Genomic DNA, 12634 nt, shown 5'->3' on the forward strand with positions numbered 1-12634 from the left:
TTGTTGGTTAATCCAGCGTCACCACTTGGCCGGTCTCTAGCAGCACCAACAGCTTCTGGATAACCTTTTTGCCAGTCGCCAAGGCCAGCGCCTTCGCATAGAGATTGAGCTGCGGCTGATAGCGGGCCACCACTTTGGCCTGCTGGTTGCCGATATGGTCCGTCTTATAATCAAACAGCACGATGCCGTTAGCAGTTTCGTAATACCCGTCAATCACCCCGTGAATCAGAATATCACTGCCTGGTTCCTGCGCCAAATCGGTAAACAGTTGGTCTGCCGGCATCAGTAGCGAAAATGGCGCTTCCCGATGCACCGTCGCCGCATTCGCTTGTAGCGCTTGCCCGAGCGGCGTCTGGTAAAAGCGCACCAGCTCGGCCAAAGGAATCTGCTTGGCGACTGCCGCTGGTAAACTGCCATTGGTCACGAGATGCTCGATAGTGTGGGATAGCGCCGCTTCATCCAGCGTACCCGTTAAAGGCTGCATTTGCAGCACCAAATGCGCCGCCGAGCCGATCACAGTGGCCGGGACCTTGCTACCGGTTGCCATGAAGGCCGGGGCGGCAAAGTCACCGGTCAGGCGATTGCCGCCAAGCTGCCGCCCTGATTCAACCAGTTCCACCGTGTCAGGATCCTCAAAGGCGCGCTTGATTTCAGACACACTTTGAAACCCGGTGGTGTTAGCGGTTTGCGCGTAAGGATACTGATAGTCAAACCAGGCCGTTAAATCTAAATCTAACGGCGGCTGCGTCACCGGTTTCGCGGCTTCCGCGCTGGTTGACACCTGCGGCTGAGCGACAAATTTCAGCCTGATGCCGGCCTTTTCATACTGGTTCAAGTCCGGCAGGCTGGGGGCTTCATCAAGGACACCGGTGCGGGCAATTGCCATGCCCAGCCAGTCGAGCATGCAGCCGGCACCGGCGCGGACACTTTCCGGCAGCAAATGCGCCTCACTGGTCGCGAGCTGGGCCCAGTGCGTTTCGAGTTTCTCCTGACTTTCACCGCTGCCGACGATGAACAGCTGCTGTTCAGCGCGGGTTAGTGCCACATAGAGCAGCCGCATTTCTTCCGCCAACAGCTGGCGATTTTTCGCCAATTTGGCCAGTTGCCATTGCGGCAAACTATACACCTCATGGCTACTTTCATCCAGCCACTTCACGCCTGCGACCGCTTGGGTCAAGATAAATGGTCGCCGTAAATCTTGCTTGTTGAATTGCTTATCAGTGCTCATCAAAAAGACAATCGGGAATTCCAGCCCTTTGCTGCCGTGAATGGTCATCAAAGACACCGCATTGACATCCGGCGCCAAGGTCACTGGCATCGCCAGATCCTTGTCTTGCTTTTGCATGGTTTCAATGAAATGAATAAAGGCAAACAAGCCTTTGAAGCCGCCACTTTCGTAGCTGGCGGCGCGGGCGGCTAAGGCCCGCAAGTTGGCTTGGCGCTGTAAGCCCCCAGGCTGGCCGCCCACGTAGTCCAGATACCCGGTCACCTCGTAAATGTGCCAGATCAAGGCACTGAGCTCATGCTCCCGGGCAAAATCGCGCAATTCTGCCAGCTGCTGTAAAAAGGCTTGCAACTTGGCGCGGGTTTGTTGCTTAAAGGCGGTGCCGCCAGTTGCCGTAGCAAAAGCTTGCACGGCTTCATCATAAGGGCCATCTTGGGTCAGGCGAATCAGTGCCAACTGATCGGCGGACAAGCCCACCAGCGGAGAACGCAACACCGCAGTCAGGGGGATCTCCTGCCGCGGATTATCAATCACCCGTAGTAAGGCCAGCATCACCATCAGTTCCGTGGTTTTGAAGTAATTCTGGGCGTCGGCAATCACAATCGGCACCCCAGCTTGAGCAAAAGCGGTTTGCAGGGCGATGTTGTTGCTCCGGGACCGGGTCAACAGTGTGATATCTTGATAGCGAATGCGGCGCTGGTGCCCAGTGCCATCAGGGTCACGTTGATACAAGGTTTCCGTGGGATCATTGACCAACTCCTGAATGCGGGCAATCACCATTTGCGCCTCCGCCGCGGCTTTTTCCGGGCTAGGTTCTTCCTGGTCGTCCTCGCTGGTTGCTGCCGTACCGGTTTCGTGAATCAAGAACTCAGTCGGCCGCAGCTGGTCTTCTGGAAACAGCGGTCCCGGTTTCAAGGCTTCTTTTTCGGTGTAATCGATTTGCCCCACGGCCCGGTCCATAATCTGACTAAACACCAGATTGTTAAAAGCGAGCACATTTTGTGACGAGCGGAAGTTTTGATTCAATATCACCCGCTTACCGGTGGCATCGCCTTGGCCAAAGCGGCGATACTTCGCCAAAAACAGCTGCGGATCAGCCAAGCGGAAGCCATAGATACTTTGCTTGGCATCCCCCACCATGAAGCGGTTGCCAGGTTGGTCCTGACTAACCGCGGTCAGCACGGCTTCCTGCAGTTGATTAATATCCTGATACTCATCGACCATTACTGCGTCGAATTGAGCGCGGTACACCGCGCCGACAGTCCGGTCACTACCAGGTTCGGCGCTAGGATCAGGCGCGTTAAGAATCTTCAAAGCGTTTTGCGCAATGTCGCCAAAATCCTGGACTTGCTGGCGCCGCTTTTCAGCTGCCAGGGCATGGTAAAATTCCAGGCTCACCAACTGCAGGGTTGCCATCAGCTGCTGCACCTGCGGCATCGCCTGCTTCAAGTCAGCAGGTTTAATCGCAAAAATTTCTTGCAGTGGCGCCACCGTAGCTTTGGCCAAGTCGCGCTGAGCTTTGGCGGCATCTTTAGCCGCCTTCAATTCAGGGTCAAATTTGCCCCCAGGCCAGCGGTCAAAGACAATCGTCGTGAGTGCGGACCAAGCCGCCTCATAGCTGGGCTGCTCTAACGCCAGCGCCGACTGCACCGCGGCGAGGCTGGTTGCTACATTGGCGGCGACTTTGGCCAGCTCGGGTGCGGACAGTGTCGCCTGCGCTTCAAGCAGCTCAGCTTCAGCCGCCCGCAAACTGGTTTGGGCACTTGGCCACAGGGCTTTCATCAAAGCCGCCTCACTGGTGTAAGCGGCCGGCAATTGATTCAGCCAAGCCACAGGATCAGGGGTGGTCATAGCAAACCGATAAATTTCAAACACGACGTCTTGCAAGGCTGCAGGGTCACTGCTGGTGGCAAAGTTAGTCGCTAACGCTTCAAACGCGGCCGCATGCTCGCCGGTATAAAAATTCTCCCGCAGATCTTCCCAGACGCGGGTTTGTAGCATCAGGCGCTCGGTATCATCGGTCATCATCCGAAACGCCGGATCCAGATCAATCACATAGTAGTACCGCTGCACCACTTGCAGGGAAAAGGCATCGAGGGTCATGATTGGCGCCGCATTGGCTAACGCCACCTGGGCGCTTAAGTGACGCCGTTGCTCCGGCGTCAGCGGCTGGGTTTCATCGTTCAGGCGCGCCTTGAGTTTATTTTGAATGCGCAGTTTCATTTCCGCCGTCGCGGCTTTGGTGAAGGTCGCAATCAGCATCCGGGTCAAATCGGCCCCTGCCACCACCTGACGCACAATGCGATCGACCAGTACCTTTGTCTTCCCACTGCCGGCACTGGCGGAGACCAAAATGTCGGCCCCACTCACCGTGGCTGCTTCCAGCTGGGCTGGGGTTAATTGATCACTCATCGCCTTTGCTCCCTTCTGCTTCTGCGCGCAGTTTCTGTTCCAAGGTCGCCTGATCCAGCGGCGCCACATGGTGATAGCGGTCAAAGCCAGTGGCCGGATCAAACAACATAATGCTTTGATAATCGCTATTGGTAATGACGGTGCTTTCCTGCTTGAACTGCAGCGGTGCTAAATCAATGTTCCCCGCCATAATTTGCTGCGCGGCTTGCACAATCAAATGGCGATTATGCTGGACCATCAGCTGCAAGCCAGCTGGCGATAAGCGTTTGCTGAGCTTACCAGCGCGCTCCTTGGTCAAGCTGCCATCTTTTTTAAGCCCTAATGCCACCAACGCCGAGTTTTCGCCGGCCGCCAGACTTTGGTCAAAGGCGGCCGTCAACGCAGTGGCTGCGGCTTCGTCATCAGGCAACACCAATAAGCCAGCCATCTTGAAGTCTTTCAAGAGATCCAGCGGCAAGTCGGTGGTTTTTTCATACTTCAGGCGCGGCTGATGTAACCGGAAATATTGGGCTCCCGCTGGCTTCAAGCCAGCCATGGATTCGGCATTAGCCACCGCATCAATGTACGTCAGCAGTTGCATCGCCTTGCCGTAATAAGCCGCCAGCGGATCAAAATCATGCGCTGAGGACTTGTAATCGACCACCACAAAATAAGGCGTCCCTGCAATCGTGGCGGTATCCAAGCGGTCGATGCGACCGCTGACGGTGATTTGATGCTGAGCGTCAAGTGGCAGCACCAGGCCCTTCAGGCCGTCATGCTGGCCAATGCGGCCAAAGACTACTTCTGTCGCTTGCGGCCGAAATGCCGAGCGTTGCTGTTGGCCGCGAATCGCAGCGGCGTTGGTCGTGAGCATGGCGGTGATTTGCGCCTGCACAAAGCGCATATGGGCGCTGGTCGTGAGAATTTCATAGCCCGGCTCACCTGTCAGTTGCGCCACCAAGGTGGCTATCATCTGTTGCAGCTGGGCATCACTTAACGCCGTCAGCGCCTGGCCCTGCGCCTTCAGCTGGCGCATCAGTTGATCGAGCACCCAGTGGTAAAGCGAACCGGTATCCGCTGGCGTGAGCTCGAATTCTGGTCGCTTCGTCAGTTTCAAGCCGTAGCGCAGAAAGTACTCAAAGGGGTTGCTGTAGTAGCGCTCCAGTTGGGAAATCGAAACATTCATGTGACTGGAATACAGCTGACTGGCCAGCTCTGGCGCGAGGCGGCCGACACCTTGGTGCGTGGTCGCCCCTTCAAGGCGAAAGGCCAGGTCGCGCAAGCCAGGGATGGTTTTGATTTGGGCTAGCACTTGGCCCCAGGCGTCCTTTGCGGTCAGTGGCGTCTTCGCGGCGGCGGCTTCGCGGGCCACCACGACGTAATCGCTGAGCATACTGCGAGCACTGCCAGCCGCCTCCTGCACCGCTGTGGCCAGCGACACGGCCGGCCAACTCGTGAGCGGCAGATGCAGCCGCTTTTGCATTTGGGTGAGATAAGGCGAGGCATTATTGGCATCGGCTTCATACACCGGATAACTCATGGTCAAACTTTCACTGCCGGCCATCATCGCCACATAGTTCAGGAACGGATCACCTAACGCCGCCTGAGTGCCTGAATCCGCCAAAAAGGCATCAGGACCAAGGTGGTCGGCTAGCACTTGCCGGTCGCTGGCGGTCAGCACCGGAAAGTCCCCTGGCGTATCGGGCATCACGGTGCTGATGGCGCCTATCACGAAGACATGGCGATAGCGCGAGAGCCTAGTCAGGCCAGTTTCAGAAACGGTGACCTGGTCCAGCGTCGAAGGAATTTGCGTGTAAGTGGCGCCGGCAAACCCTGCTGCCAGTAAATCACTGAACTGATCCAAGGCAAAAGGTGCGGTACCTAAAATGGCGACGTAATCATCGAGGAGCCCCACAAAGGTCTGCCAGGCTTGCTCACCAGCAGTGGCTAAGCTTAAGTCGCCAGCCGCCACGGCTTCGTCGCGCCAGGTTGCAAGCCGAGTTGGCACCCCGGCAGCGACCAGCCATTCGTATAGCCCTTTAGCAGCGGCTTGGCCGTCAGTGGCGTTATTTAGCGCATCAAAGAGTGGTGGTAGCTGCGCGGCCACAAAGGCTTTTAGCGCGTTGATTTGCGTCGTTTTCTCATCATCGGTGGTGCCTTCATCGTCGGCTTGGCGGCGGAAATATTGCCAGGGTTGCCCATCCAGCCAGCGGCTGCCGGTAAGGCCGGTGCGCAGCAAGTGGTTATCCAGCACATCGAGCGCAGCGCGGAAATCAGCTACCGGCATGTCAGCGGGAATCAGCAATTCAGTTTTGAGCAGGCGCATCATGTCTTCGTATTGATAATGATGTTGCTGAATCGCAAACAAACTCTCAATTAAGGCAATCAAGGGATGGCTTTGCATCGGCTGCTCGATATCAATAAACACCGGCAGTTTTTGCTCTTCAAACACTGGCGCCAAATACGGCCGATAAGGATCAAGATGCCGCGCGATAATTAGAAAATCTCGATACCGGGCGCCTTGGTGCACTGCCTGCACGATTTGCTTGGCGACCGCCCGCAATTCCGTATAGGGTTCGCTCGCCTTGGCCAGCGTGAGGCCGGCCTTTGGGGTCTTTAACGCCCCGGTGCCATTGGCGGCTTCGCTTTGCCAAAATGAATCCACCGCCTGCAGCGCTGACGAAAGCTGACGTTTAGGGGCAAAGATATTCGGCAGCATTGCGGCCTGGCTCTGCTGCGCGGCGTGGCGCAGCCGATAGTACAATTTCGCCGCTGGCAGAAATAAGGCTGGCGGCTGCGGCATCTTCTCGGCACCGGCTTGATCCAGCAGCAAGGCCACCGTTACCTTGGCCCCGGCTTGAAGCAAGGTTTGGACCAAGTAAAATTCACTGGCCGATAAGTCGTTAAAGTGATTCAAATAAAAGCTGGTGCGACTCAAATCGCGCTGGCCCAGCTCATCAGCCAAAGCGGCCAGCAGCGTCGGTTCGGTGACGTAAGGCGCGGCAGCTTGTTCATAGGCCGCCATGATCAGCTGCAGTTCGCTGAACTTTTGGCGTTCTGGCGCTTCAGCTGGGAGGACACTGGTCACGGCCGCCAGCGTCTCCGCTGTGATACGGCCGGTTTGCAGCTCTGCCAGCTGATCCGCCAGTTGTAGCGCAAAGCCGGCATGCCCCGCCGAGCCGGCGAACAGGCGCAACTGCTGGCGCTGCTGGTCGTCTTGGAGCATTTCCCCCAGCAACTTTGCCACCAGCATGGTATTGCTGGCCCGGTCTAGGCGTGGTTTTTGGTAAATGGCTTGGTTTTTCAGGAAGTACCAGGCTAGCCGAGTAAATGACAGCACCTGCACTTGCATCTGGGCATAGGCACCGGCTTGTTCGCGCAGGCGCTGCAGCAGCGTCACTTCGGTTTCGAACTTAATGTGATTCGGCACCAAGTAGAACACTTCCCGCCCTTGGTCCAGATCCGTTCGAATCCGTTCAACCATGATCTGGGGATGATCAGCGGCGGCGGTGCCAAGGACAAATTGTAAGCTCACGCTGATGCACTTCCTTTCGTTATTCTGGTTTCTAGTTTAGCATATCCGCCGCGTGGCAAAACGCCGCCGCTCAGTTTGCCGACAAAACTTTGCAAAACTGCTAAAGATTAGCTGGCGCTGCTTTCTACGCTTTTGGCGGCCTGCAAGATACGGTATGATAGGTAGGAATAAGGAGATCTCGTGTATGCAAACAGCAACTGGCATCAGTTATGCCAAAATTATACTCATCGGGGAGCATGCCGTCGTGTACGGCCAGCCGGCAATTGCCTTGCCGGTGCCATCAGTGCGGCTCGTTGCGACGCTAGCGCCGGCTGCCAGCGGGCAAATGATTGAATCGAGTTTTTATCACGGGGCGTTGGCCGCAGTGACGCCAGCGTTTGCTGGCATTGCCAAGTTGATCAAGGCCCTGCTGGCGCATTTTGATGCCTCTGCCGCGCCCTTCACCCTAACCATTGCCAGCATGTTGCCCGCTGAGCGCGGCATGGGCTCTTCTGCGGCCTGCAGTGTCGCCATTATTCGCGCCTTTTACGGGGCGTTTGCGGCGCCGCTTACCCAAACCACCTTGCTCAACTGGGCGAGTTTGTCGGAAAAAGCGATTCATGGCAACCCCAGTGGGCTGGATGCTGCCACCGTCAGCGCCGACCGGCCGCAGTGGTTCGTCCGCGGCGAGCAGCTGCAGCCGATTGCTTTTCCCAGTCGCGGCGTGCTTGTGATTGCGGATACCGGCGTTAAGGGCCAAACTGGGCAAGCGGTGGCTGCCGTGGCCACCTTGCTGAAGCAGAATCCGGCTCAGTACGGCCCTTTGATTGAACAAATCGGCGCTGCCACCCGGTTGGCCGCTACCGCCTTGGGTGAAGACGACCTGCTGGCGCTGGGCCAACAAATGACCGTCGCGCAACAAGCCTTGGCTCAGTTGGGCGTCAGCAGCTCACAACTCAATCAATTGATTGAGATCGCCAATGCGCACGGCGCGCTCGGCGCCAAACTCACCGGCAGCGGTCAAGGTGGCTGCATGATTGCCTTAGCCGCAAATCCAGCCGCCGCTGCCACCATCGCCGCCGCTTTAACTGAAGCCGGCGCCACGGCGACCTGGCAGTATGACTTTGCTCAAAAGGAGAATCCAGCATGACAACTGCAACTGCGCGTGCCCATACCAACATTGCTTTGATTAAATACTGGGGCAAAAAAGACGCTGCGTTGATGTTACCTTATACCAGCAGCGTGTCCTTGACGCTAGCCGATTTTTATACCGACACCACGGTGACTTTTGATGCCGACTTGACCGAAGATCGGTTTGAGCTCGATGGCCGCAGCCAACCCACCACCAAAATCAGTGCGTTTCTGGACCAGGTGCGCGCGCTTGCCGGCACCAAGGCCTATGCGCAAGTGGCCTCTGCAAATCATGTGCCCACCGCCGCTGGCCTGGCCAGTTCCGCTTCGGCCTATGCCGCGCTGGCGCTGGCGGCAAGCAGTGCGGCCGGCTTAAACCTGACTCCCCGCGCCTTGTCGCGGCTGGCCCGCCGCGGGTCCGGTTCGGCGACCCGCTCGATTTTTGGCGGTTTAGCAATTTGGCACCGCGGCACCGATGACGCTAGCTCTTATGCGGAAGCCTTGCCTGCCACGACCTTGCCGCTACGGATGCTCGTGGTGATGGTGGATGCTGGCCCCAAGCCCATTGGTTCACGGCAACTGATGGCCAATACCGTTGCTACCAGTCCTTACTACCCAGCCTGGGTGGAACACAATGAAGCCGCGGCACAGGCGATGGTGCAGGCGCTGGCGGCAAATGATTTCTCCAAGATTGGCGAATTAACCGAGGAGAGCAGTGCCCAAATGCATGCGGCGATTTTAGCTAGCCATCCGGCCTTCACCTACTTCCAGCCAGCAACGATTGAAGTGTGGCATGCCGTGCAGGCCATGCGCGAAGCTGGCCTTCCGGCTTATGCGACCATGGATGCCGGCCCGAATGTCAAAATTTTGACGTTGGCCCCTTACGTCGCTGCTGTCAAAGCGGCCCTGCCGGCTGGCCTCACTGTCACCACCACTGCGGCTGGTCCCGCCGCACGATTATTGTAAAGGAGCACGCTGATGGCCCAATCGCTGCAATCCCATCGTAAAGATGAGCATGTCTTTTTAGCTGAAAAATATTTTCAAGCCGAGGCCAGCGCTGGTTTCGACCAGGTCCGGTTCATTCATAACCCCTTGCCGGAAACGGCGGTGGCGGCAGTTGATCTGACGCCGGGTTTGTTTGGTTGGCGCTGGCCCTTTTTCATCAATGCGATGACAGGCGGCTCCGCGCAAACCGGTCGGTATAGCGAAGCGCTCGCGACCATTGCCAAGCATTGTGGACTCGCCATGGCCACCGGCTCGCAAAGTGTGGCTTTGGCCGAACCGGCGCTGGCTGAGACCTTTGCTAGGGCCAGAACGGCTAATCCCAAGGGCTTTATGATCGGCAATCTTGGCGCCGACAAAACCTTAGCGCAGGCCCAAACTGCGGTTGCCATGCTGCAAGCCGACGCATTGGAACTGCATCTGAATGCCGTGCAGGAAACGGTGATGCCTGAAGGTGACGCTGATTTTCACTGGGCGGAATCAATTCAGGCCATTGTTGTTGGTTTGGACCAGCCAGTGATTGTCAAGGAAGTCGGGTTTGGCATGAACCGGGAAGCGCTCGCCAAGTTGCGCACGTTAGGCGTGCAGTATGTCGATCTTGGCGGCCGCGGCGGGACTAATTTTGCTTTGATTGAAGGCGCCCGCCGCCAGGACCAGGCGTTTGCGGACTTGGCAGATTTCGGGCAAACCACAGTTGAATCACTGCTGGAAGCCCAAGGCAGCGAGCTGACGCTGCTGGCGACCGGCGGCATTCGCACCCCGCTGGATGTCCTCAAGGCGCTGCGCCTTGGCGCCAGCGCCGTTGGGATTAGCGGACTGGTGCTGCACTGGTTGATCCAAGAAGGCCAAGCCGCCGCAGAAGCACACCTGCAGGCGTGGCAAACCACCTTGCCGAAGTTGATGGCGATGCTCGGTGCCCAAAATCTGGCTGCCCTGCGGCAAGTGCCAGTGGTCCTTAGTCCGGCGCTGGTCAGTTACACAAAGCAGCGTAATTTACCTCTGCCTTAACCAACGCAAAAACGGCGCTATTCACTCAAGTCAGTGAATGGCGTCGCTTTTTTGGTCCTTATTTCCGCAGACCCTTGGGATAGGCATTCTTAACCGTACCGTTTACAAGCCTGCCTAGCGCAAAGCCTGCGCCCTCATAGGTCAACAGCACGGTTTGCTTTTGCTTGAGCGTCGGCCGCGCCACGGTTTCGCCATGGCGATAACGGTCGAATTCCTCCGCGGTGAGTGGCACCACGGTTTGAAAGGCACTGGCCGGCAGCGCTGTCGCCAAAGCATGACTCGGTTCAAAGCGACCTTTTTTAAAGGTACCAAGATCCAGCCCGGCCCGCAGCACATGGATATGCGCTAGCGCTGGCATAGCGGCCGGCATTGTCGTCAAATTATCGCCGACCTTCAAAAAGGGCCCGATGATCGGCGCGGTCAGGCTACTTTGGGTGAAGGCGGTTAAATCAGCCTGCTCAGTGCGGCTCAGTTTCGCCGCGACCTGCTGTTTGCCAGCCCGGGCTGGCTCATCACCGGCTTTGCGGAGTTTGGCCACAAAATGGCCTTCCCCTTGCAGCAAATGCGGCCATAACCGGGCGGTGTTAGCGAGCGCCGGATTACCGTCGGCCCAGTCCGGCCTACCGTCAGCGATGCCGCCAACTTTGGCAATCGGCTCGATGCTAAGTCCTAGCTCCTGCGCTGCCCAGGCAATGATTTGCTCATCTTCTTCGGGACTGAAGGTGCAGGTCGAATACACCAAGGTCCCGCCAGGCCGCAGCATCGCCTCTGCCGAGCGCAGAATCTCGCGCTGGCGGGTGGCACATTGCGCTGGGTAATCAGGATTCCAGTAGGCCATCGCGCCGGGATCCTTGCGAAACATGCCTTCCCCGGAGCACGGCGCATCCACCAAAATGCGGTCAAAGAACTCGGGCAATTGTGCCGCTAAGGACTGCGGATCACTATTGGTGACCAAGGTATTGGTTAACCCGAACCGCTCAACATTACTCGATAACACCCGCGCCCGCCCGGCGTTGATTTCATTCGCCACCAGTAGCCCTTGTTGCGCCATGAAGCTGCCCAGCTGGGTCGTTTTTCCGCCTGGTGCGGCACATAGATCCAAGACCCGTTCGCCGGGCGTCGGTGCCAGCACCGCCGCCACAAATTGCGCGCTGGGTTCTTGACTATAGACGTCGCCGGCTAAGTGGGCAATCGAAGTCCCCGCGACTTTACCGTAGCTGCCCCACTGGCTCCAAGCAATGGGCTCAGGCAACGCAGGCGCGCTTGGGTGCAGCGGATTGATACGATAGCCGCTTTGGGCTGGCTGATCAAAGGTCGCCAAAAATGCTGCGGCTTCAGCGCCTAGGAGATGTTGATATTTTTCGGTAAAGCCGGATGGTAAACTCACAGCCGATCCTCTCTTTCTTGGTGCACCGCGCGTTGCAAGAGCCAATATAACCCAGCCAGCCCAACTAACCACAAGCCAACCGCAAAGGCAATCAGGCGAGCGCGGTTGGTTAAGTCAAAGAACCAGTTGGCAATCACTAACCCTGCGGCTAAACTCAAGCCACTGTAGGCAAAGAACTGCGTCCACAAATGGCGCAACGCATGGCGCCGAGGCGCAGTCGCCAAGGTGCGCGGTAAAAGCGCCGCGCCTTGTTGACTCGCAATCCAAGCTAGCGCCAGTGTGCCCAGCAACAACAGCCCGCAACGTATAATGAGCTGTCCGGTATCTTGCCACCAACTCGTCGCTGAGTTGTTTTGGTAGTGGTAGGTGGTCATTTTGCCACCAAGAATGGTTTTCAGCTTAGCCTTTTGCGTTTTGATGGTCGGACTGTCGGCATAAACCGTCACCTGCTTCAAGGCAATATTTTGCGCCGGCTGGCTACTGGCATTTTCGAACGTCACCTGATTAATGACGCTGTTGGTGTAGGCCTTCAGTTGCCCCAGCACCGGCACATACTGGCCGTTTTGCCGTTGATACTGCTGGCTATGGCCCATGGTCAGCTGATCCGTTAAATCACTGCCGACAATCACCACTGGGAGCGGCGAGCGCAAATCAGCATCGCTGAACCATTGACCTGAAGTCAGCGGCAGACTGCCATAGTTCCCCTGGGCATACAAATAAACGCGATGCTGCCCGGCGTGAAATTGGACCTGAATCGGGCCCAGATCAGCGGTGGCCAAGGCGGTAGCGGCTTCGTTGAGCGTCATGGCTTTGCGGCTTTTGATTTTGACAGCGGCTTCGCTTAACCCGTAATGGTCGATACGGTCAGCATACGCCGCCTGATCATGAATCGACCAGATCCAGCCGGCGAGCACCACCAAAGCTAGCCAGATGAGGTTTAACCCGAACAAACGCTTCAAGCTCACCACTCCTTTCT

General features: G+C 57.2%; 7 protein-coding genes. 3 read left to right on the forward strand and 4 right to left on the reverse strand.

Annotated features, from left to right (window positions below):
- Window positions 1–7: 7 nt before the first annotated feature.
- Together addA and JUF11_RS06830 are read right to left on the reverse strand one after the other, a co-directional pair.
- On the reverse strand, window positions 8–3637 hold the full coding sequence (gene addA / locus JUF11_RS06825; RefSeq protein ID WP_204118924.1) for a helicase-exonuclease AddAB subunit AddA: 3630 nt from the start codon (window positions 3635–3637) through the stop codon (window positions 8–10).
- On the reverse strand, window positions 3630–7151 hold the full coding sequence (locus JUF11_RS06830; RefSeq protein WP_204118925.1) for a PD-(D/E)XK nuclease family protein: 3522 nt from the start codon (window positions 7149–7151) through the stop codon (window positions 3630–3632). The genes addA and JUF11_RS06830 overlap by 8 nt, the downstream gene beginning before the upstream one ends.
- 184 nt (window positions 7152–7335) lie before the next feature.
- On the opposite strand from JUF11_RS06830, the gene mvk reads away from it, so the two are divergent.
- The 3 genes from mvk to fni are packed head-to-tail and all read left to right on the forward strand — an operon-like array spanning window position 7336 to window position 10271.
- Window positions 7336–8280 carry a mevalonate kinase gene (mvk, locus tag JUF11_RS06835; protein WP_204118926.1) on the forward strand — a complete coding sequence of 315 codons (945 nt, stop codon included), beginning with the start codon at window positions 7336–7338 and terminating at the stop codon, window positions 8278–8280.
- Window positions 8277–9227: a diphosphomevalonate decarboxylase gene (gene mvaD, locus JUF11_RS06840; RefSeq protein WP_204118927.1), complete on the forward strand. Its 951-nt coding sequence runs from the start codon at window positions 8277–8279 to the stop codon at window positions 9225–9227. The genes mvk and mvaD overlap by 4 nt, the downstream gene beginning before the upstream one ends.
- Before the next feature lie 12 nt (window positions 9228–9239).
- Window positions 9240–10271 (forward strand): type 2 isopentenyl-diphosphate Delta-isomerase, encoded by a 1032-nt coding sequence (fni, locus tag JUF11_RS06845; protein ID WP_204118928.1) that lies wholly within the window; start codon window positions 9240–9242, stop codon window positions 10269–10271.
- A 58-nt stretch (window positions 10272–10329) separates the two neighbouring features.
- On the opposite strand, the gene JUF11_RS06850 is transcribed toward fni, so the two are convergent.
- Both JUF11_RS06850 and JUF11_RS06855 read right to left on the reverse strand, forming a co-directional pair.
- Window positions 10330–11658 (reverse strand): RsmF rRNA methyltransferase first C-terminal domain-containing protein, encoded by a 1329-nt coding sequence (locus JUF11_RS06850; protein ID WP_204118929.1) that lies wholly within the window; start codon window positions 11656–11658, stop codon window positions 10330–10332.
- Window positions 11655–12617, reverse strand: a complete 963-nt coding sequence (locus JUF11_RS06855) for a hypothetical protein (RefSeq protein WP_204118930.1) — start codon at window positions 12615–12617, stop codon at window positions 11655–11657. Before JUF11_RS06855 ends, JUF11_RS06850 begins: the two co-directional genes overlap by 4 nt.
- Window positions 12618–12634 lie beyond the last annotated feature (17 nt).

Source organism: Lacticaseibacillus suilingensis (assembly GCF_016861845.1).
Lineage (GTDB): Bacteria > Bacillota > Bacilli > Lactobacillales > Lactobacillaceae > Lacticaseibacillus > Lacticaseibacillus suilingensis.

Coding starts and splice junctions, on each gene's coding strand:
- addA (WP_204118924.1), bottom strand. CDS start 3,637: ATGAGTGATCAATTAACCCCAGCCCAGCTGGAAGCAGCCACGGTGAGT.
- mvk (WP_204118926.1), top strand. CDS start 7,336: ATGCAAACAGCAACTGGCATCAGTTATGCCAAAATTATACTCATCGGG.
- mvaD (WP_204118927.1), top strand. CDS start 8,277: ATGACAACTGCAACTGCGCGTGCCCATACCAACATTGCTTTGATTAAA.
- fni (WP_204118928.1), top strand. CDS start 9,240: ATGGCCCAATCGCTGCAATCCCATCGTAAAGATGAGCATGTCTTTTTA.